Genomic DNA, 22,463 nt, shown 5'->3' with positions numbered 1-22,463 from the left:
CTTACCCGTTGTATTTCTGCATGCTTCTTTCAAAATTTTCTTCTACCAAGTAATCGTTAACCGCTTCTTCTACTCGATCAATTGTTTGTAGAATAGTGATGTAATCGTCTTTATCAAATTTCCCTAAGACATGATGAACAACTGACATGCCCTGCTTAGGTCTTCCAATTCCAATCTTAATTCGATAAAAAGTCTGAGTTCCAATATGATTGATAATCGATTTGATTCCGTTATGACCTCCAGCTGATCCTTTAGCTCGAAGACGAATCTTGCCAACTTCCATATCTAAATCATCGTAAATAACCAAAAGATCTTCAATATCCAGACCATAATAAGTCAGAAGGGCATGGACTGCTTTTCCACTCTCATTCATGAAAGTGGTCGGCTTTACAAAATAGACCTTTTCTCCATTTAAAAATGTTGAGGCGATATCAGCTTGAAAAATCTTATCATGGGAGAAAGTAAGATTTAAAGACTTTGCCATTTGATCAACTAACATAAAGCCTACATTGTGTTTGGTTTCAAAATACTTATCACCCGGATTTCCCAATCCAACAATTAATTTCGTCATCTCTTTCCTTTCAAAACACTAAAAGGGTTGGAAATATTTTTTCCAACCTTTACATTTTTTTAACTCTCTTATACATTAAAACGAAATTCCATGATGTCCCCATCTTGGACAACATATTCTTTTCCTTCTTCGCGCAAGCGTCCCGCTTCTTTTACAGCCTTTTCAGAACCGTATTTGACCAAATCATCATAGGACATGGTCACGGCACGAATAAATCCTTTTTCAAAATCAGAGTGGATGATTCCAGCTGCTTGAGGAGCTTTCATGCCACGTTTGAAGGTCCAAGCACGCACTTCTTTTTCACCAGCTGTGAAATAAGTGCCAAGTCCCAACAAGTGGTAAGCTGCACGCGTGAGTTTATCAACTCCAGACTCTGTTAGGCCAATCGCCTCTAAAAATTCTTGTTTATCTGCATCATCTAGCTCAGAAATTTCTTCCTCAGCACGCGCAGAAATCACCACGACTTCCGCGTTCTCTGTTGCCGCAAAGTCACGAATTTGCTTCACATACTCGATAGAATCTGGATCTGCAACAACATCTTCATCCACATTGGCTACATAAAGAACTGGTTTGGTAGTCAAAAGGAAAAGTCCTTTCACCACTTTTTGTTCTTCCTCAGTGAATTCAATGGTCCGAGCCGATTTACCATCTTCAAGAACTGGTTTGATTTTTTGTAGAACATTAAATTCCGCAACAGAATCCTTATCTTTTTGTGTACGAGCGATTTTTTCTACACGCGCATAGCGTTTATTGACAGACTCTAAGTCGGCTAAAATTAATTCTAAATTGATGGTATCAATATCTGCCAGTGGATCAACAAAGGCATCTTCACGACCTTGCTCCCGCATGACATTTTCATCATCAAAAGCACGTACCACATGAACAATGGCATCTACTTCACGGATATTGGCCAAGAATTTATTACCAAGTCCTTCTCCCTTAGAAGCCCCTTTCACAATCCCCGCAATATCTGTAAATTCAAAAGTAGTCGGAACTGTCTTCTTAGGAGTAATCATTTCCGTCAATTTTTGGAGGCGTTCATCTGGAACTTCTACCATCCCAACGTTTGGATCAATGGTTGCAAAGGGATAGTTTGCGGCCTCTGCTCCTGCTTTTGTAATTGCGTTAAATAGGGTTGATTTACCAACATTTGGTAAGCCAACGATACCTGCTGTTAATGCCATTTTTCTTTTTCTCCGTTCAAATTTCAATCTCTTTTATTATAACATAATTCAAAAGACAAGTGATGAAAAATGAAATATTTCATCACCTTTGAAACTAGATTTTTTCATCAAACTGTAACGTTCTAAAAAGATAAAAATGGTATACTATATTTAACAATGAACAAAGGAGTTTTTCAGATGAAAAAACAAACATGGAAATCTATTTTTCTTTCTTTAATCGCTATCTTTACTCTCTTTCTTCTTGGAGCTTGTGGACAACAATCTGTTCAAAAATCCTATCTTCAGGCAATCAACCAAGAAAAGAAAACAGATGTTCGTATTACACTAGAACATAAAGGTGATAAAGCGATCAGTAACCAAACCACCACTACTATTTATTACAAAGAAGCGGGAGTTACGAAAGATCAATTAAAGGAAATGATCGATAAATATGATGAAGAATACAAGGATGTCAAAGGATTCACACATTCTGCTGAATACAAAGATGATTATATGGTTGAAAAAACAACACTAAATTATGAAAAGGCAGACTTAGATCAGCTAATTGAAAAGAAATTAGTAACGACACAAAAAGATAAAAAAGTCGACTATATCAGCTTCAAATCAACTTTTGATATGATGAAACAGGGTGGTTTCAAAGAAGTTAAAAATGGAAAATTTGAAGAATTAAAATAATCGAAAAGGTTCGGTCACATAAGTGACTGAACCTTTTATAGTACTTTCTTCATTTTCTGTTCAAAATCATGGCGACTCATCATGACCACATGATCACAATTGCTACACTTGATTTTTATGTCTGCACCAAGTCGCGTAATTTCCCAACGATTTGCCTTCTTGCCTGTTTCTTTAATCACACAAGCGTGAGGCTTTTTCATTTCTACAAAATCACCTAACGTATACATGATTCACCTTTGTTAATTTGTGCGAACTGGCGTAATCAATTGAATGAACCCTTGTTCATTTCCTTCTGGAACCAATGTAAACGGTCTAACAGAAGAAATAAAACGAATAACAACTTGTTCACTGTCAATAGCTTTGAGCGCTTCAATCAAATAAGTTGGATTAAAGCTAATAGACAAATCCTCTCCTGAAACGGCGCTCGTATCGATCTCTTCATTTACTCGCCCAACTTCTGGTGAATGAACGTGAGAAGAAACCACTCCATTTTTGAACTCTAATTTAACCGTTCCGTTTTGAGTCGCATTTGAAAGAAGACGAGCACGCTCCATTGCAAATCGAAGGTTGGCCACATTGAAGGTTGCCTCTGTATTGAATTCTGTTGGAATGAGACGGTCTGTATCAGGATAATTTCCTTCTAGCAAACGGGTATAAAAACTAATGTGTTCACTTCTAAATAGGATTTGATTGTTAGCAAAGAAAACTTCAACTGTTTCAATATCATCAGAAAAGACAGAGGTGAATTCACGAAGAGAGCGACTTGGGATGACAACATCAAAGTTGTCTCCATTTTTCTCCAGTGTAATCACTTTTTGACTCATACGGTGAGAGTCTGTTGCTACTGTTTTTAGCTCTTTATTATCCGATAGAACAAAGTGAACACCTGTCAAAATTGGCCGACTTTCTTGTACACTTGCTGCAAATGCCGTTTCATTAATTAATTGTTTTAATAATTTTGTTTCTAAAACTAATGGATTACTTGCAGCAATTTCTTGAATACGTGGATATTGATCTGCATCTTTTCCTTTAAGTGTAATTTCTGATTTACCACTTGTTAAGAGAACCTGTTTTTGTTCAATCTCTTTAAAATCTAAAGTAACATCTGGTAAACTTGAAACCACATTAATAAAGAAAGTTGCTTCTAATAAAATAGAACCTGGAGAGGTCACCAATAAACCAGCATTTTCATCTTTGATAGAAATAAAGTTTTCAATTGAAATTTGGCCATTTGATCCAGATAAGGCAACTCCTTCTGGAGTGACATCAATTTTAATCGTGGAAAGGATTGGGATAGCATTTTTTGAACTGATCGCTCTTTTGGTAGTATTTAGTGCTTGTAAAAATAAAGTTTTGTTAATAGAGAAATTTATCATGGTCATTCCTTTTATTTATTTTATGATTAGTAAGTTAATAGTAATAGTAGGTTGTGTGAAAGTTGTGGAAAACTCTCAGAATCCTGTCTATGACTTGAAAAGTTACTTGTTTAAAAATTGTGTATAACCCCTAGAAGTTAAGAGGAAGTTATCCACAGATTAATTTAACTTTTTCTTGATACTTTGAATTTCGAGTCGTAGATTATCATCTGTGTCGACCATACTTTTAATTTTTTCATAGGCATGAATGACAGTCGTGTGGTCTTTCCCACCGAATTCTTTTCCGATTCTAGGAAGTGAGTTGTCCGTCATCTCTCTTGAAAGATACATAGCTACTTGTCGTGCTAGGACAATATTTTGAACCCTTCGAGAACCTTTGATTTCTTTTACACTGACTCCATAAAAGGCTCCAACTGCTTCCTGAATTTTTTCAATGGGGATGACAAGCGTCTTGCTATTATCGTTTTTACGAGCTCGAATAGCTTCAGCAGCAACATCGATCGTAATTTCTTTTAGTTTTTTCACCTTCGCCATTAAAGAAATATCATTTAAGGCACCTTCTAAGTCTCGGACATTTGAATCAAACTGACCTGCTAGATATTCCAGTGTGTCATTAGGAAAAATATAGTCTAGATCTTCAATTTTATTCCGTAAGATGGCAATCCGAGTTTCAAAATCAGGTGGTGTTATATTTTGCGTTAGTCCCCATTTGAAACGAGTAACCAGCCGCTCTTCAAGACTATCTAAATGATCCGGACTTCGATCGCTTGTTAGAACAATCTGTTTGTTGTCGCTATGGAGGGCATTAAATGTATTAAAGAATTCCTCTTGAGTCGTGACTTTTTTCCCGCCGAGTGACTGGATATCATCGATCAGTAAGAGATCAAGACTTCGATAGGTATTCTTGAACGTCTTCATTTCTCCTAATCGAAGGTGTTCTAAAAATTCATTAATAAAGGTTTCTGCTGGAACATACTTAACCCGTGCATTTGGAATATTTTCTAGGATTTGATTTCCAATTGCGTTCAATAGGTGAGTCTTTCCAAGTCCTGGTCCACCATAGATAAAGAGAGGGTTGTAAGTTGTTGCAAGATTTTCAGAAACTGCAAGCGCTGCTGCTTTCGCCCAAATATTTCCATCCCCTTGCACAAAATTATCAAAGGTGTACTTTGATTTCAGGCCTGTATCAATTTTAGGCAACGGTTCGGTTGTTAAGCTACCTGAAGATAATCTCCTATTCTCACTGCTATGACTACTAGGAATTTCTTCGGTATCTTCAAAAACGAAATGGAACTTCAAATCTGTATTGTAGACTTCAAAGCTGGCTGTGATCAAAGCATTTTTTAGATTTGTTTCCCAAAATAATTCTTTATAATTCCCATCAAGATAAATGGTAGCCGTTTCTCCATCGATTTTGACTAATTTTGAATCGGCGACAAAAAAATCATAGGCACTATCTTTTAGTTGTAATTGGGCTAATTCTAAAAAACGAGACCAAAATTGCTCTTCTTGTGACACTATCAGACTTTCCTCCTTTTCTTGAATTGTATCAAATCATACGTATTCCTATTCTACCACAAACAAAAATAGTTTTCCACAGGCTAAATTTCATGAAATTAAATTATAGTTTTAAACTTTTCCACAAGTTGTGGATTAAAATTCACATTGTTTTTAAAAGTTATCCACAAAGTGGGGATAACTAGAGAATATCCTTATTTTCTGCTATTTACAAAAAATTTTTATGGTGGAAAAGCTTGTCAATACAAAAAATAAAAATAACAGCCTTATTTAAGGCTGTTGATAATTCGTTGGTATTCATCAAGACTGGAAAAAGAAATTTGGATAGTTCCTTTATTTTGAGAAGAGGAGTGTATCGTCACATCTGTTCCTAATATTTTTTTCAATTGTTGTTCCTCTTCTAGTAGGAAGCTTTCTTTTGCTTTTTTATTTTTCTGTTTTCTTTTTGAACTGATCTTGCTTTCTAATGTTCGAACATTTAAATGATCCTGTTTGATTCGCTCCAACCAAAAGCGCTGCTCTTCCTCATCAAGAGGAACAAGAACACGCGCGTGAGCCGAAGAAATATCATTTTGAATGACTGCTTCTTGAACAGAGGGGGCTAGATGTAACAAGCGAAGCATATTGCTGATATAGGGTCTAGATTTCCCCATAAATTGAGCGATTTGGTCGTGCTTATAGCCATGATCAACGAGCTTCTGGTAGGAGATAGCTTCTTCAATTGGATTGAGATCTTCTCGTTGAAGATTTTCAATAATGGCTTGTCGCATCATTTCTTGATCCGTTAACTCTTTAATAATCGCAGGAACAAGCTCTAATCCAGCAATTTTTGAAGCTCTAAAACGTCTTTCACCTGCAAGCAATTCAAAACCAATTATTGGAGATTTTCTGACAATAATGGGTTGAATTAAGCCATTTTCTTTGATTGACTGAGCCAGTTCTTCTAATTTTTCTTGATCAAATACTTTTCTTGGTTGGAAAGGATTGGTTCGAATGTCCTTTACCGCTATTTTTTCTAATTTTTCCATCTTATGAATAGAATAACACACCTTTACAAATTCGTAAAGGTGTGTTTACAAGTATGTCAAGAAAGTGAAAGTTAATCGCTCAGATCCTCAGTTGATTTTGTCAACTTGATAGAAGTTGTTTGTTGTTTTCCATCACGATAGAATGTGACTTTGATCGTATCGTTGATTTGGTGAGAATAGAGGGTGGATTGTAAATCTGCAGTTGACTCGATATCTGTATCATCGATCTTTGTGATGACATCATAGCGTTGCAATTTATCTGAAGCAGGCATATTTTCAAGTGTTGAACGAACCAGTACTCCTCCAGAGATTTTTTCAGGAAGTTTTAATTGGCTTAAATCAGAAGTTGAAAGGTTGGATAAATCCATCATTTGGATTCCAAGAGCTGGTCGAACTACTTTTCCTTTTTCTTCTAGCTGTTTGATAATATTGACAACATCATTTGCAGGAATAGCAAATCCCATTCCTTCTACTGAAGTTTGTCCATTATTTGAAATTTTACTTGAGGTAATCCCAATGACTTGTCCTTGAATATTGATTAATGGCCCTCCAGAGTTCCCTGGGTTGATGGCTGCGTCTGTTTGTAAGGCGCGTGTAGAGATATTTTGTCCATTATCAGCTTTCAAATTCACATTGCGACCTTGGCTAGAAATAATCCCTTGGGTAACAGAATTAGCATAATCTGTTCCAAGAGGGCTACCAATTGCAATTGCAGTCTCACCGACCGTTAATTGGTTTGAATCTCCGAATTCAGCTACTGCCTTTGCTTTATCCGCACTAATGCGAACGACTGCAATATCAGAATAGACATCTGACCCAACTACTTCTCCGGGGACTTTATTCCCATCTGCTAAAAGAATATCTACTTTTTTAGCACCATTGATTACATGGGTATTGGTAACAAGGTAGGCATATTTTCCTTCTTTTTTATAAATGACCCCAGAACCTTCACTAGAAATTTGTGAGTCAGAGTTTTCTTCTTTTTCAAATAACCCTTGATTCGAAGAATCAGAATAAGTAATCACAGAAACTACAGCATTTTTCACCTTATCTACGGCCTCACTAGTTGAGGTTGTATTTTTATAAGCTGTTTTAACAGTGGTTGAGTGTACTTGCTTACTTTCAGTATTTGAAGTAGAAGAATGAGAGGTTTGTAAGGTTAAAAAGGTTCCAAGAATCCCACCTAGAAAACCTACAACGAAAATGAGGGTTATGTTTCCAAGTTTTTTCAGTAAATTAGATGAAGATTTCATATTTTCCTCCTAAGGATATAAAATTGTCTAAAGTATAGAAAAACTTTCTTAATTATATCTTAAATAACTAAACTTATCCACAAATTGTGGATAAGTTGTAGAATTAAGTTGAGAAATGGCTTTAAAAAGGACTTAATAGAATAGATTTCCTTTCTATAGCTGTGGATTATTTGTGGAATTGAAGAATTATGCTACAATAGGGGAATGAAAATTAAATTGATAACCGTTGGAAAATTAAAAGAAAAATACTTAAAAGATGGGATCGCGGAGTATATTAAAAGGCTTGGTCGATTTGCAAAAGTAGAACAGGTTGAGTTAGTTGATGAAAAAACTCCAGATCGTGCCAGTCAACTCGAAAATCAACAAATCCTTGAAAAAGAGGGGGAACGAATTCTCTCTAAGATTTCAGATAAGGAATATGTGATTGTATTAGCCATCGAAGGAAAACAATTTCCTTCAGAGAAATTTAGTCAAACGATTGACCAGATTATGACATCTGGTTACTCAAACCTTACTTTTGTTATTGGAGGCAGTCTTGGTCTGTCTCCTGAAGTGAAAAAAAGAGGAAATCTATTAATGAGCTTTGGTCAATTAACTCTTCCTCATCAGTTGATGAAATTAGTGTTGGTGGAACAAATCTATCGTGCTTTCATGATTCAACAGGGGAGTCCTTACCATAAATAACCTTGACGCTCCTTCCTTTTTCTGCTAAAATGAAGTAAGTTCGGTCTCATAGCTCAGCTGGATAGAGCATTCGCCTTCTAAGCGAACGGTCGCAGGTTCGAATCCTGCTGGGATCAAATGAAAGATGCAGCTTTTGCTGCATCTTTTTTTATGTAAAAATGTATAAATTTTCATTATCTATTAATTTTTGTATACTTCACTATAGACAAATAGTAATGAAATGATTTATTAGGAATATTTTAAAAAAGGACTAATAATCCCTATATAGTGCAAAGTGTAGATTATATAAATTGTGTAAAATAGTTTTCATTCATGTAACAAAAACATTAAAAAAATTACAATTTTACCTATTCCCTTTAATTTTAGGCTATTTTATATTATAATTTTTTGTATATAAAATTTTATTTTTTTATAATAATACTAGAGTATAATAAAATAGAAAAAACAAAGTGGGAGAGTTTGTGTGATTCAGTCATTAATCTTGTCTTTTCTCTTGGGAGGGATCATTGTTCTGACGTTTGCATTAGTGGACGAAAAAATCTATCAGGAACATCAATTTGCATTTATCTTTCTTCTGAGCACCTTTGTTCTTCTTTTTGAAAGTCTCTTAGTATTTTTAGATGTGACTTTATTTTCAAATATTCGACTCTCTGATTTAAATATGCTCTTATGGCCGGTTTATTTATATCCTTATTATCATTATGCCAATCGGACGAATCGCTTGTGCGCCATTTTTTATTCTTTTTTTACTTATTTAGCGGTTGAAGGAACAGCAACTTTTCTGACGATAATTGTCTCTTCAGTGTTGGGAGATGCTGTTGTAGCAGCTTACTCGATTGTCTACAATATGTGTATTCGTTTGCTTTCTTTAGGAATCATTTTGAAGTTAATTGACTTATTTGAATTTGATTTCACTCCTTTTTATGAGCAAGAATTTGAAAAATATTTAAAGAAACTCATCTGTGTCTATTTTGCTATATTTGTAGTGATTAATTTTGCTTTATGGATTAGTGAACAAGCGCAATTTAAAAATTTTGGGAGTATGTTGGCAACGATTTGTTTTTTCTCTTTTGTAGTCAGCTTATTCCATATGAAAATCGAGCGAGATCAGTATCGTAAAAATTTAGAACTGGAGTATAAAGAATTTTCTGAGCAACAAATGAGTCGGTATATGGCTGAAATTCAAAGTCTCTATTCTATTGTTAGGGGATTTCGTCATGATTTGGGAAATTTAGTTATTTCTATGTCATTAGCTATTGAGGAAGAAAATATTCCAGAAATACAGAGAATCCATAGAGAAGTATTGGAAAAAGGTTATAAAGAGATCAATACAGAAGCATTATCAGGATTCAACTTGGTCAATATCAAAGATTCTGCTTTACGAAGTATTTTGATTCGAGGTTGGTTGGATGCAAGAGATGCTGGGGTAGAAATGACCTTTGAAACGAGTGAACCAATCGAGCAACTACCAGTTGATTTATTAGATATCGTGAGAATCGTTGGGATTCTAGTGACAAACGCTTTGGAAGCTTCAAAAGAAGCAGAAGAAAAGAAAGTTCATATTGCTATTTTCTCTATTTCAAAAATTGTTTACTTAGTGATTCATAATACAACAAATGAAATCACTTTTGATATTAGAAAAATATATGAAGAAGGCTATTCGACAAAAGGAGAAAATAGAGGACTAGGATTAAATAATGTGAGAAAAATCTTAGCAAATTATGGAACGATGTTTTTAGAAACGGAATTGCAAGGAAATCGTTTTTTACAAGTTTTGAAGATTGGAGGATACGAACAAGAATGAAGATTTTTTTATTAGAAGATGAGCTCTCTCAACAGATACGGGTAGAAAAACATATTGCAGAAATTGCTAAGGAATTAGAAATTAAACTTGAAGTGATTTCTACCGGTAAAATTTCGGAATTTGAAAATTATATCCAACATTCGGATATCCACCAATTATATTTTCTAGATATTCATATCCAAGACAATGAGTATTGTGGGCTGGAAATTGCTCAAAAAATACGAGAAGCAAATCCTTATGCCATTATTGTTTTTATTACTACAAAATCAGAATTCGCTTCGATTACCTATCGTTATAAAGTATCTGCCTTAGATTTTATTGATAAAAATTTGAATGAAGATTTATTTAGATTAAAAATCAAGGAGTGTATTGAGTACCTAACAACTATTCAAATTGGAAATGATGATTTGACAGATTATTTTGAGTATGACTTTAAGGATAAAAAGATAAAAATTCCATTTAAGGATATTCTTTATATTGAAACGGTTGGTTCTGCTTATAAATTAAACTTAGTTGGGAAAAATTTTCAAAAAGAAATTGCGGGAAGTTTATCAGATGTCTTGGAGAAAGATGTGGAGGAGAGATATTTCAGTCCCCATCAATCTTTTATCGTGAATAGAAGTATGATCATTGGAATGGATAAGAAAAAGAAACAGCTACTGTTGAAAGAAGGCTATTCTTGTCCAATCTCAAGAAGCAATATCAAACGTGCCAAAAAATTAATTGAAGAGCAAAATTTAGAATTTAGTGCTTGACAATTAGTTAAATTTTGATATAATGGGATATGTTCTGTTAATGAATATATGGTCCGTTGGTCAAGGGGTTAAGACACCGCCTTTTCACGGCGGTAACACGGGTTCGAATCCCGTACGGACTATATCTCATTCCGCCATAGCTCAGTTGGTAGTAGCGCATGACTGTTAATCATGATGTCGTAGGTTCGAGTCCTACTGGCGGAGCTAGTACAGCACCCATTTGGGTGTTTTTTTGTTTTGAAAAAGGCTAGGATAATGACTATCCTAGCCTTTTATTTATAAGTGAACAATGGTTAGATTCCTTAGCTTTTTCGTCTTTTTATTTGTCTCCATTCGTAGAGGAAAAAGAGAATGATTCCAACGAAAAAGGCAATGAGTCCTTCAATGAAGCCTTGGGGAACAAATGTTAAGGTGACTGTTCCGGATCCTTTTGAAACACGAACTCCCATCAATCCTTTCTGGATGCGATGAATTTGGATAGGATTTCCATTTTGTTTAGCTGACCAGCCTTTATCATAAGGGAGTGTAAAAATAAGGGTAGTGTCTCTATTTGCGTTATAGGCTGCTACCAATTTGTTTTTCTTTTTGTGAATAGCAACTTCTTGCTGACGAATGCTAGCGATAGCTTGTGTGTATTGGTCAAGATCCAGAGCAAAAAATTCTGGTGTATCAAAAGAGACTGTCGAATTTTCTGGAAAACTCATACGAATAGTAACTGTTTCCTCTGTGTCAAAATGGCCAATCGAAAAGAATGGAAAGGCATTATCAATGGTATAGCGTTGGGTCTGTCCATTGTAGCTGATTTCAATATCTTTTCGATCATCGTTTGAAAATTGTAAATTTGGAACATTGACATACAGTTGACTATGAGCAGGAACCCTTACTTCATATTGAATACTTGCGTAGGAAAGATGACTATCTTCTTCAATTTTTGCAGTTTGCAACGAAGATGTAGTATTTTGTGAAGTAGGCGAGAGAATATTTAATTTCTTATAAAATTTATATTTTTCATCCGTGATTTGATGGATGAATCGTGTCTGATTATCCAGTGTCAAATTCGTAAAGGAAGTATTTTTATAAGGTTTTGCTGACAGAAAGGCGATTGGTAAGGCATATTCGTTTTCTGAAAGTGAGACTCCATTTTTGATTGCAATCTCTTTAAATCCAAATTTTTGAACAGGTTGTTGGCTTAAATTATAGCGAACACCAAATAGACTATCCATTAAAATAGAATTGTTTTGGTATCGAAGATTGAGGTTGGTTCCTTCAGATTTAAATCCAAGTTTGTCCAATGTCGAGCTAGCATCCGTATTTCGTACAGATGAAAATTGAGAAATTCCATTATAACCATACTTCATGCTATCATTGCCCGTTTGCGGCTGTAGAATCTCAGTCCGATAATTAGAGTCTGTCTTCTCTCTTATTAAGGATTGGATGGCTTTTAAGTCTCGTTCGTAGGATGATCGAGAAGCAAATACCCATTCATTCGCTATTCCTTCCATTTGATAATAACTATTCACCGATAATTCAAAAATGGAGAAAAAAAGGATCGAAAGATAGAAAAGTCTAGGCGGTATCTTTTTTAGGATAAATCCTAAACAGACCAAATAGAAAGCAATTAAAAATTCAAAAGTAACAATGAAATTGACTGCATCTAAAAATTTATAGTGACTGCTGTAAAGGACAGTTGCTACAAATCCTAGAATAAGGAGGAAATTAGCAAGACTAAAACGAATCCAAGTGATCTCCTCTATTCGATTTAGTACTTCTCCTGCCATCAGAATAATCGTCAAAGAAAAGATCCAAGAGTATCGATGAAGAAACATATTTGGCGCGTGCATACCTTGCCAAAGGAGATCTAATAATTGAAAACGAAAACTCAAAATAAGAATGGTCAAGAGTATAAAGTAAGAAAGTTTCACGTGAAACTTGATCGACTTTACAAAGAAAAAGGTGATCGCTAATAGAAGTGGAAATAATCCCACGTAGATCATTGGAATTGATCCATATTTAGTAGTGTCAAAACTTCCAATGAAATTTTTTGCAAATACGTCAAGATACCAACTTTTTTCTGTAAAGATACTGTCAACCTTTGAAAAACTTTCTCCATGAGTGCGTAAATCTAAGAAGGTTGGATATAACATCACAAGGCTTGTTATAACTGATAAAAGAGATACAATCACAAAATGAAAGAAGCGTTTTCCAATTTCTTTGATGTCCCATGACAGTTGTGTCAAGTACCATAAAATAAGAAAAATAGACATCATAAACCCAAAATAATAATTTTGGATAAACAAGCTGGTTAAGCTGATAAAGTAGAGAATCTCTCCCTTATTGTAAATGAGTTTTTTAAATCCATAAAGAATTAATGGTGCTAGGATAAAAACATCTAGCCAAGTTTTGATTTCAATTTGGCTGATAGCAAAGCTCATAAGAGCAAATGAGGTTGAAAGGGTAAGAACCAGGAATCTAGGAATTTTAGAAAACATTCCATGTAAACTAATATAAGTGCTTAAGCCAATAGCTCCAAATTTAAGAAGAGTGATGAGGTAAACAGCATCCGGCATGGATTGTGCATTAAAGAAGTAGACAAGAGGAGAAAAGAAACTTCCTAGATAATAGCTACTGAGTGCATAGAAATTAATGCCTAATCCACTTTGAAAACTGTAAAATAGGCTATCTGTCCCATGTAAAATATTTCGAAGTGTGGTATCAAAAATGACATACTGATGATAACCATCTCCTAATAAGGGGGATGTATCACTGTTCCAGTAGATTCCTTGTGAGAGGTAAATAAAGAACATCATGATAGCTGGAATCAGGAAAGAAGATACTATAAAAAGGAATGTTTTTAGCTTTGTTTTATTCATATATTTCTACTGAAAGAGCCTGAAATCATTATTTCAGGGCTCTTTATTTTTATGATTGGCTCCAAAGTTCTTTCACTTTTGCTTGAACTTCTTCATTTTCAAGAAACTCATCATAGGTTTCATCAATACGATCGATTACGCCGTTTTTTGAAAGAACGATAATATGGTTGGCGAGTGTTTGAATGAATTCGTGGTCATGGCTGGCAAAGATAATCGATTCTTTAAAATTCTTCAATCCATCATTCAAACTTGAGATAGACTCCAAATCCAAATGATTGGTTGGATCATCCAGTACAAGAACATTTGACTTGAGGAGCATCAATTTAGACAACATGACACGAACTTTTTCTCCCCCTGACAAGACGTTGACAGACTTGTTAACTTCGTCACCCGAAAAGAGCATACGTCCTAAGAAACCACGAAGGAAAGTATTGTCATCTTCTTCTTTACTTGCAAATTGACGAAGCCAATCAAGAATACTTTCACCACCTGCAAAATCACGACTGTTGTCTTTTGGTAGATATGATCGACTAGTTGTAACTCCCCACTTGACAGTTCCTTCATATTCAATATCATCCATCAATGCACGGATTAAAGCGGTTGTTTGAATATCGTTCTGTCCGATAAGCGCGGTTTTGTCACCAGGACGTAAGATAAAGCTGATATTGTCAAGGATGGTTTCTCCATCAATCTTGACAGAAAGATTTTCAACTGTCAAGAGATCGTTACCAATTTCTCGTTCTGCCTTAAAGTTGATAAATGGGTACTTCCGACTAGATGGAACAATTTCTTCAAGTTCAATCTTGTCAAGCATTTTTTTACGCGAAGTTGCTTGTTTTGATTTTGAAGCGTTGGCTGAGAAACGTGCGACAAACTCTTGTAATTGTTTAATTTTTTCTTCAGCTTTTGCGTTTCTATCTGCTTGTAATTTTGCTGCAAGTTCAGAAGATTCTTTCCAGAAATCATAGTTTCCGACGTAAAGTTTAATTTTTCCAAAGTCGAGATCCGCCATATGGGTGCAGACTTTGTTCAAAAAGTGGCGGTCATGGGATACAACGATAACCGTATTTTCAAAATCAATCAGAAAATCTTCTAACCAGGTAATGGATTGAATATCCAATCCATTGGTCGGCTCGTCCAAAAGAAGGACATCTGGTTTACCAAAAAGGGCTTTAGCTAAGAGAACTTTCACTTTATCCCCATTGGCTAACTCGCTCATAGTTTGATAATGAAGGTCTTCTGAAATATTTAGATTTTGAAGCAATTGAGATGCTTCACTTTCTGCTTCCCATCCACCAAGTTCGGCAAATTCACCTTCCAGTTCAGCTGCACGGACACCATCTTCATCAGAGAAATCTTCTTTCATGTAGATAGCATCTTTTTCTTTCATAATGTTGTAGAGCTTTTCATTTCCCATAATGACAACATCGATGACCCGCTCGTCTTCGTAGTCAAAGTGATTTTGACGCAAAACAGACAAACGTTCATCAGGGCCAAGAGAAATATGACCAGTTGTTGGTTCAATATCTCCAGCTAAAATTTTTAAAAAGGTTGACTTTCCAGCACCGTTGGCACCGATGAGACCGTATGTATTTCCTTCTGTAAAGTTGATATTGACATCGTCAAACAATTTTCGATCACTAAAACGTAGTGAGACGTCTGATACTGTAAGCAATGATTTTCTCCTCTTTCTATAATGTCTTCATTTTACTAGAAAATAGGGGAAAATTCAACTTTTTTACTGTCAATTTGTTTTTACAATGATGTAAACGAAATTGACAGTTTAGTAAAGTGATAATTCCTTACAAACATAGAGGATAGACTAACATTTTCAACTAGAAAGTGCTATAATGATAGGGATAACGATTAAGGAGAAGAGTATGACAAAACCCATCATTCTGACAGGAGATAGACCGACAGGAAAACTCCATATCGGCCACTATGTTGGTTCTTTAAAAAATCGCGTCTTGTTGCAAAATAAAGACGAGTATAATATGTTTGTTTTCCTAGCAGACCAGCAAGCTTTGACAGACCATGCAAAAGATCCAAAAACGATTGTAGAATCTATTGGTAATGTTGCTTTGGATTATCTGGCAGCTGGACTAGATCCTGAAAAAGTTACGATTTTCATTCAAAGTCAGATTCCTGAATTAGCGGAATTGACCATGTATTACATGAATCTAGTATCTTTGGCGCGACTTGAAAGAAACCCAACTGTAAAAACCGAGATTTCTCAAAAAGGTTTTGGTGAGAGTATTCCAACAGGATTTTTGGTATACCCTATTTCACAAGCAGCCGATATCACAGCTTTTAAAGCAAATTTTGTTCCAGTAGGAAATGATCAAAAGCCAATGATTGAGCAAACTCGTGAGATTGTTCGTTCCTTTAATCATGCTTACAACACAGATACTTTGGTGGAACCGGAAGGGATTTATCCTGAAAACGAAGCAGCAGGGCGCTTACCTGGTTTAGACGGAAATGCTAAAATGTCTAAATCGTTGAATAATGGCATTTACCTAGCTGATGATGCAGATACTTTAAAGAAAAAAGTGATGAGCATGTATACTGATCCTGATCATATTAAAGTAGAGGATCCAGGAAAAATCGAAGGCAATATGGTATTTCATTACCTGGATGTATTTGGCCGTCCAGAAGATGTAGCTGAAATTGCAGAAATGAAAGAACATTATCAACGTGGTGGACTTGGTGATGTAAAGACCAAACGATATCTTTTAGAAATTTTAGATCGTGAATTAAGACCAATTCGTGAAAGACGACTTGAGTTTGCAAAGGATATGGGTGAGGTCTACTCTATTCTTGAAAAAGGAAGTGAGCGCGCTCGAAATGTAGCAGCTCAAACACTGGATGAAGTAAAATCTGCGATGGGAATTACCTATTTTAAAAAATAAAACGACTTCATTAAAAGCGAACATTTCTTACTGTTCATTGATAATTTACCAATAAATGATTGACAAATTGCCATAGAATGGTATGATATTAACAATAAAAATTCGAGCCTTGCTCAAATAAAAAGAAAAGAGGATCCAGCTAATGTCTAATTGGGACACAAAGTTTTTAAAAAAAGGGTTTACATTCGATGACGTGCTTTTGATTCCAGCAGAAAGTCACGTATTGCCTAATGATGCAGATTTAAGTACACAATTAGCAAGTAATTTACGCTTGAATATCCCAATCATTACTGCTGCTATGGATACGGTGACTGAAAGTCAAATGGCAATTGCTATGGCACGTGCGGGTGGACTTGGTGTGATCCATAAAAACATGTCAATTGAGCAACAGGCAGATGAAGTACGCAAAGTAAAACGTTCTGAAAATGGGGTTATCATTGATCCGTTCTATTTGACTCCGTCTCATACAATTGCAGAAGCAGATGAGTTGATGGGACGATACCGAATCAGTGGTGTTCCTGTTGTTGAAACACTTGAAAATCGTAAATTAGTTGGTATCCTTACAAACCGGGATTTGCGTTTTATTTCTGATTACAATCAACCCATTTCAAATCATATGACGAGTGAAAATTTGGTGACTGCACCGGTTGGAACTGATTTGGAAACAGCTGAACGCATTCTACAAGAGCACCGTATTGAAAAATTACCATTGGTAGATGAAAATGGTCGTCTTTCTGGCTTGATTACAATCAAAGATATTGAAAAAGTTATTGAGTTCCCAAATGCGGCTAAGGATGAATTTGGTCGTTTGCTTGTAGCTGGTGCCGTAGGGGTTACTTCAGATACTTTTGAACGTGCAGAAGCTCTTTTTGAAGCTGGTGCAGACGCCATTGTCATCGATACTGCTCATGGACATTCTGCGGGTGTTCTTCGTAAGATTGCAGAAATTCGTGCCCACTTCCCAGATCGTACCTTGATTGCAGGAAATATTGCAACCGCTGAAGGTGCTCGTGCATTATTTGATGCAGGGGTAGACGTAGTTAAGGTCGGAATTGGTCCAGGATCAATCTGTACAACTCGTGTTGTTGCAGGGGTTGGTGTTCCTCAAGTGACTGCTATTTATGACGCAGCCGCTGTAGCTCGTGAATATGGAAAAACGATCATTGCTGATGGTGGTATCAAGTATTCAGGAGATATTGTCAAAGCACTAGCAGCTGGTGGAAACGCAGTTATGCTTGGCTCAATGCTTGCAGGTACAGATGAAGCACCAGGTGAAACAGAAATCTTCCAAGGTCGTAAATTTAAAACATACCGTGGTATGGGATCTATTGCAGCAATGAAGAAAGGTTCTAGCGACCGTTACTTCCAAGGATCTGTCAATGAAGCCAATAAATTGGTCCCTGAAGGAATTGAAGGACGCGTTGCTTATAAAGGTTCTGTAGCAGATATGGTCTTCCAAATGATCGGTGGTATCCGTTCAGGTATGGGTTATGTTGGTGCAGCAACCATTCAAGATTTACATGATCATGCACAATTTGTCGAAATGAGCGGTGCCGGATTGAAAGAAAGCCATCCTCATGATGTGCAAATTACAAACGAGGCTCCTAACTACTCGGCACAATAAATTTACACATTTGTAAACAAAAATAACAGCATCTTGACAGTATTGTCAAGATGCTGTTTTGATATGACCGGCTTGAACAGTGAAAATTTTCAACTCTTCAGGTAGTTCTTTTAAATGATCGAGAGTGGTCGTTGTAATAAATGTTTGAATATTATTAGAGATGGTTTCAAGTAGTTGAAGTTGACGATAATTGTCAAGTTCGCTCATGACATCGTCAAGTAGTAAAATCGGCTTTTCTCTTGTGATTTCTTCCATTAATTCAATTTCTGCTAATTTTAGAGAGAGAACAACACTTCGATGCTGGCCTTGACTACCAAAGGTAGCATTCATATTATTGATAAAAAATGCCAAATCATCCCTGTGAGGCCCAATACTTGTTGTTTTCCTAAAAATATCCTTCTGACGGTTTTTTTCCAACATAGAGAGAAACTGCTCTTCTATATCATTTCCTTCTTCAGAAAAAACAGTTGACTGATATTGAATCGATAGGTCTTCTTTGTTGTCAGAAAGTCGAGTGTGTTTTTCTTTTGCTTTAGCTTCTAATTTCTTAATAAACTCAAGCCGATGATGAATGACGCGACTTCCAAAACTAGCTAGTTGTGAATCTAAGACCTCCAAAAATGTAGCATCAATTTTTTCCGAATTTTTTAGATAACTATTTCTTTGTTTCAGTACATGGTTGTATTGAGATAAGTCGGATAAATAGAGAGGTTTCATCTGACCTAATTCAATGTCAATAAACTTTCGGCGCCCTGCAGGTGATCCTTTGATCAGTTGCAAATCTTCAGGTGCGAAAAGGACAACATTCATATGGCCAATATAGTTCGATAATTTGGCTTGTTTCAAATGATTAACCTTAGTTATCCGACCTTTTGGTGTCAAGGAAATTTCTAATGGAAGGGGACCAGTTTCTCTTTGTAATTGACCAGAAACTTTGAAATCTGTGGATTCAAAATAGATGAGATCTCTATCATTTCGTGTTCGATGACTTCTGGTTAAAGCTAGAAAATAAATTGATTCGAGAATATTGGTCTTTCCTTGAGCATTTTGACCTAGGAAAATATTTAATCCAGGATGAAACTCGACTTCAAGTTCTTGATAATTACGAAAATGTTGAATGGATAAGTGTTTTAACCACATTACGAGATACCAGGAAAGCGAATTGCTTTTTCTTTTTTGTTAGTCTTTGTCGGTTGTTTCTTTTGTTGTTGATTGAGTTGCTTGACAAGTTTAGCAACACGTTCCTTTTCTTCCTTCTCTTTAAGATGCTCTTCTATTTCCTCTTGAGAAGGTTCAAGAATGGTGATAGTCATGCTCAGTTCAGGAATGTTAATTTGATCGTTGACACGAAGTTTACGACCTCTCCGTTGTTCTAATTCACCATTAACAAAGACTTCTTTTTCTTGAAGAAAGGCTTTGATTGCACCACCACTCTGTATAATACCGAGTTCTTTTAAGATTGCTTGCAATGTAATAAAGTCATCAAATAATTTGTAATTCATAGTTCACCTCTTTGCGTGTTATTATACCATATTTTTAGTTTATCTAGGGTAGAGAATGTTGAGTGATTTGAGAAGCTTTTTCACAGTTTGAATTAGGATTTTAGTGTGATTTCGTGTTATAATGAAAGTTACTATTGAGTAGAACGAGGATGAAAATGGAATTAGTAAAGGGCGTGAATCTTCACTTTCTTCAATCAAAAAAATTTAAAACCAATAAAATTAAGGTCCGTTTTTCATCGCCATTAGATGAAAATACCGTGGCTGCGCGTGTTTTGGCAGCCTGTATGATGGAAACTGCAAATCAAAAATATCCAACTTCACAATTATTCCGTGAAAAATTAGCGAGTCTATACGGGGTAGAATTGTCCACCTCAGTCTCTAAGAGGGGGCGTGTTCATTATGTTGATTTGAATATTTCCTTTGTGCGCGATGACTTTTTGAGCAAGAAAAATGTTCTTACTGATGAGGTTTTGGACATTATAGAAACTATCTTCTTTTCACCTTTGGTAGTAGAAGATCACTTTGACAGTGATACATTTGATGTTGAAAAGAAAAATACGATTTCCGATTTGGAGTCGGAAATTGAAGAGCCTTATTATTATGCACATGGGCAATTGAATCAACTGTTTTTTGAAGACGAAACAATCGGGATGTCAAGATTGGGGAAAGTTGATTTAGTGAGACAAGAAACAGCTCAAAGTTCTCTTGAACAGTTTCATCAGATGCTCCAATTAGATAACATTGACTTCTTTTTCATAGGTGACTTTAATGAGGTCGCTATTGTGGATCGAGTGAACCAGTTTGAATTCAAGCCACGTGATAACAATTTGTCTGTCACCTATCAACAACCTTTTACAAATGTTGTAAGAGAAAAGTTAGAGCAAAAACAAAACCAACAATCTATTTTAGAATTAGGTTATCATTTTTCTACCCAGTATGGGGAATCTCTCCATATCCCTCTAGTTGTATTAAATGGGATGCTGGGAGCTTTCTCGCATTCGAGACTTTTTCAAATAATACGTGAGAAAGAAGGCCTTGCTTATACTATCTCAAGCCATTTTGATATTTTTACAGGCTTCATGAGAGTTTTTGCAGGTATTGATAAGGAATCTCGTACGAAAGTAATGACCTTGATTATGCGACAGTTGAATGATTTAAAACGAGGCAAGTTTACAGAGTCAGAGCTTCAATTGACAAAAGAAATGTTGGTGAATACGACCTTATTAGCACAGGATCGGCAAAATACCTTGATTGAAAGGGAATATCTGAAAACGATCCTAGGAAAGAAAGTCCTTTCTTTAGAAGAGTGGTTAGAGTCCATCGATAAGGTTAGTAGAGAAGAAATTATTGAAGTGGCAAAAACAATTAATTTACAGTCTGTTTATTTTATGGAAGGAAAGTAGTGTAAAGATTGAAAATTAAAGAAAAATATTATGAATCAGTTGGTGAGCAAGTTTACTTTACACGCTTGTCAAATGGGTTGACTATTCATTTAATTCCCAAAGAAGATTATTATGAAACCTATGGAATAATCACAACTAAGTTTGGCTCAGTGGATACACGAATTCTAGTGAATGGTGATGAAAGGCAATATCCTGCAGGAATTGCTCATTTCCTAGAACACAAAGTATTTGAAGATGAAAATGGTCAAGATTATTTAAAAAAATTCGTTCATTTAGGATCGGAAAGTAACGCCTTTACAAGCTTTACAAAGACAAGTTATCTTTTCTCAACAACTTCAAAAGTCCCTGAGAATATTCAATTGTTATTGGAGATGGTTTCAAAGGCTTCCTTTACAGAAAAATCTGTATCTAAGGAAAGAGAAATCATTCAACAAGAAATTGGAATGTACCAAGATAGTCCAGACTATCGATTATTTTTTGGTGCTTTAGAAAATTTATATCCTGGAACACCGTTAGCAGATGATATTGCTGGGACTAGGGAGTCTATCTCTGACATTACAATAGATAATCTCCGTGAAAACTTTGATCTATTCTATCATCCCTCTCAAATGCACTTATTAGTGATTGGAAACTTTGATGTTGATGAAGTATTGCAAGTAGTAAAGGAATATGATCTAGTTCCTCTTCATCCATCTGTGGAGTTAGAACGTTTTCCTGTAGAAAAAAATGAAGTAAGATTGAATCAATCTTGTAGAATGGAAGTTGCTACTCCTAAGTTGGCAATTGGAATTCGAGGAAATGATATCATTAAGGAAGAGGAAAAATTTCGTTATAAATTGATGTTGAAATTACTGTTTTCGATGATGTTTGGTTGGACTTCGCAACGGTTTCAAAGTTTATATGAAGCTGGGAAGATTGACAACTCATTGACACTTGAAGTCGAGGTTGAGGAATTATTTCATTTCGTTATTTTGACAATGGATACTCAAGAACCGGTGTCCTTATCTCATCAATTTAGGTCAGCGATCAAACAATTTGAGAAGGATCCAGATGTGAATCAGGAACATTTGGATACGATTAAAAGCGAAATGTTTGGTGATTTCTTACAAGGTTTAAATTCGCTTGAGTATAGTGCCACTCAGTTTGAATATTTTTCAGACGGTAGCACTTCTTATGATCTTCCAAAGATTTTACAAGGTATTAGTTTACAAGATATCATCAAATTAGGGCGTCAGTTCATCGACCAGGCTGAGATGGTTGACTATATGATTTTTCAAAAGTAGTAAACAATGTATCAAGAAGGGAAA

The 22,463-nt window shown here is 35.6% G+C and carries 19 protein-coding genes and 3 tRNA genes; 11 read left to right on the top strand and 11 right to left on the bottom strand.

Going from position 1 to position 22,463, the window contains the following annotated elements; translation table 11 throughout:
* Position 1 precedes the first annotated feature (1 nt).
* Together pth and ychF are read right to left on the bottom strand one after the other, a co-directional pair.
* Entirely contained in the window at positions 2–571 is a 570-nt protein-coding gene (gene pth / locus NFR56_RS05185; RefSeq protein ID WP_003009246.1) for an aminoacyl-tRNA hydrolase, read from the bottom strand.
* Positions 572–639: 68 nt separating this feature from the next.
* Positions 640–1,755: a redox-regulated ATPase YchF gene (ychF, locus tag NFR56_RS05180; protein WP_003010773.1), complete on the bottom strand. Its 1,116-nt coding sequence runs from the start codon at positions 1,753–1,755 to the stop codon at positions 640–642.
* A gap of 177 nt (positions 1,756–1,932) precedes the next feature.
* Between ychF and NFR56_RS05175 the strand changes: the two genes are divergently transcribed.
* The gene (locus tag NFR56_RS05175; protein WP_031574824.1) at positions 1,933–2,430 is read left to right on the top strand and encodes a DUF1307 domain-containing protein; all 498 of its coding nucleotides are present in this window, start codon (positions 1,933–1,935) and stop codon (positions 2,428–2,430) included.
* Positions 2,431–2,465: 35 nt separating this feature from the next.
* On the opposite strand, the gene NFR56_RS05170 is transcribed toward NFR56_RS05175, so the two are convergent.
* The 5 genes from NFR56_RS05170 to htrA form a co-directional block, all read right to left on the bottom strand.
* Positions 2,466–2,657, bottom strand: a complete 192-nt coding sequence (locus NFR56_RS05170) for a DUF951 domain-containing protein (RefSeq protein ID WP_003002008.1) — start codon at positions 2,655–2,657, stop codon at positions 2,466–2,468.
* Between the two features lie 12 nt (positions 2,658–2,669).
* Entirely contained in the window at positions 2,670–3,806 is a 1,137-nt protein-coding gene (gene dnaN, locus NFR56_RS05165) for a DNA polymerase III subunit beta (RefSeq protein ID WP_021154169.1), read from the bottom strand.
* A gap of 159 nt (positions 3,807–3,965) precedes the next feature.
* Positions 3,966–5,324, bottom strand: a complete 1,359-nt coding sequence (gene dnaA, locus NFR56_RS05160) for a chromosomal replication initiator protein DnaA (RefSeq protein ID WP_003009237.1) — start codon at positions 5,322–5,324, stop codon at positions 3,966–3,968.
* Between the two features lie 266 nt (positions 5,325–5,590).
* Entirely contained in the window at positions 5,591–6,352 is a 762-nt protein-coding gene (locus tag NFR56_RS05155; RefSeq protein WP_134974856.1) for a ParB/RepB/Spo0J family partition protein, read from the bottom strand.
* Positions 6,353–6,423: 71 nt separating this feature from the next.
* Positions 6,424–7,605, bottom strand: coding sequence for a serine protease HtrA (gene htrA, locus NFR56_RS05150; protein ID WP_134974857.1), 1,182 nt, complete (start codon positions 7,603–7,605; stop codon positions 6,424–6,426).
* 204 nt (positions 7,606–7,809) lie between these two features.
* Between htrA and rlmH the strand changes: the two genes are divergently transcribed.
* The 6 genes from rlmH (at position 7,810) to NFR56_RS05120 (ending at position 11,052) form a co-directional block, all read left to right on the top strand.
* The gene (gene rlmH, locus NFR56_RS05145) at positions 7,810–8,289 is read left to right on the top strand and encodes a 23S rRNA (pseudouridine(1915)-N(3))-methyltransferase RlmH (RefSeq protein WP_003009233.1); all 480 of its coding nucleotides are present in this window, start codon (positions 7,810–7,812) and stop codon (positions 8,287–8,289) included.
* Between the two features lie 42 nt (positions 8,290–8,331).
* Positions 8,332–8,405 (top strand) — tRNA-Arg (locus NFR56_RS05140).
* Between the two features lie 347 nt (positions 8,406–8,752).
* Positions 8,753–10,093 carry a sensor histidine kinase gene (locus tag NFR56_RS05135; protein WP_049475057.1) on the top strand — a complete coding sequence of 447 codons (1,341 nt, stop codon included), beginning with the start codon at positions 8,753–8,755 and terminating at the stop codon, positions 10,091–10,093.
* Positions 10,090–10,848, top strand: coding sequence for a response regulator transcription factor (locus NFR56_RS05130; protein WP_003009229.1), 759 nt, complete (start codon positions 10,090–10,092; stop codon positions 10,846–10,848). Before NFR56_RS05135 ends, NFR56_RS05130 begins: the two co-directional genes overlap by 4 nt.
* A 50-nt stretch (positions 10,849–10,898) precedes the next feature.
* Positions 10,899–10,970: transfer RNA gene (locus NFR56_RS05125), tRNA-Glu, on the top strand.
* Positions 10,971–10,978: 8 nt separating this feature from the next.
* Positions 10,979–11,052, top strand: a tRNA-Asn gene (locus NFR56_RS05120).
* Positions 11,053–11,150: 98 nt separating this feature from the next.
* Here the strand turns inward: NFR56_RS05120 and NFR56_RS05115 are convergent.
* Entirely contained in the window at positions 11,151–13,718 is a 2,568-nt protein-coding gene (locus NFR56_RS05115) for a YfhO family protein (RefSeq protein ID WP_134974247.1), read from the bottom strand.
* A gap of 49 nt (positions 13,719–13,767) precedes the next feature.
* Positions 13,768–15,393, bottom strand: a complete 1,626-nt coding sequence (locus tag NFR56_RS05110; RefSeq protein ID WP_049486042.1) for an ATP-binding cassette domain-containing protein — start codon at positions 15,391–15,393, stop codon at positions 13,768–13,770.
* Positions 15,394–15,598: 205 nt separating this feature from the next.
* On the opposite strand from NFR56_RS05110, the gene trpS reads away from it, so the two are divergent.
* A complete protein-coding gene (gene trpS / locus NFR56_RS05105) occupies positions 15,599–16,627 on the top strand; it encodes a tryptophan--tRNA ligase (RefSeq protein WP_049486041.1) in 1,029 nt (342 codons plus the stop codon).
* 142 nt (positions 16,628–16,769) lie between these two features.
* A complete protein-coding gene (gene guaB, locus NFR56_RS05100) occupies positions 16,770–18,251 on the top strand; it encodes an IMP dehydrogenase (RefSeq protein ID WP_003009220.1) in 1,482 nt (493 codons plus the stop codon).
* Between the two features lie 45 nt (positions 18,252–18,296).
* Here guaB and recF read toward each other — a convergent pair whose 3' ends face one another.
* Both recF and yaaA read right to left on the bottom strand, forming a co-directional pair.
* Complete coding sequence (gene recF, locus NFR56_RS05095; protein WP_049495794.1) at positions 18,297–19,391, bottom strand: DNA replication/repair protein RecF; 1,095 nt, start codon at positions 19,389–19,391, stop codon at positions 18,297–18,299.
* Positions 19,391–19,753, bottom strand: coding sequence for a S4 domain-containing protein YaaA (gene yaaA / locus NFR56_RS05090; protein WP_134974248.1), 363 nt, complete (start codon positions 19,751–19,753; stop codon positions 19,391–19,393). The genes recF and yaaA overlap by 1 nt, the downstream gene beginning before the upstream one ends.
* A 155-nt stretch (positions 19,754–19,908) precedes the next feature.
* Between yaaA and yfmF the strand changes: the two genes are divergently transcribed.
* The gene (yfmF, locus tag NFR56_RS05085; RefSeq protein ID WP_134974295.1) at positions 19,909–21,156 is read left to right on the top strand and encodes an EF-P 5-aminopentanol modification-associated protein YfmF; all 1,248 of its coding nucleotides are present in this window, start codon (positions 19,909–19,911) and stop codon (positions 21,154–21,156) included.
* A gap of 8 nt (positions 21,157–21,164) precedes the next feature.
* The gene (yfmH, locus tag NFR56_RS05080) at positions 21,165–22,439 is read left to right on the top strand and encodes an EF-P 5-aminopentanol modification-associated protein YfmH (protein WP_134974249.1); all 1,275 of its coding nucleotides are present in this window, start codon (positions 21,165–21,167) and stop codon (positions 22,437–22,439) included.
* The last annotated feature ends 24 nt before the right edge of the window (positions 22,440–22,463 follow it).

The organism is Streptococcus caecimuris, from assembly GCF_943193075.1.
GTDB classification, from domain to species: domain Bacteria; phylum Bacillota; class Bacilli; order Lactobacillales; family Streptococcaceae; genus Streptococcus; species Streptococcus caecimuris.
The sequence above is the reverse complement of the archived record's forward strand: the minus strand, read 5'-3'. Positions and strand labels throughout refer to the sequence as shown.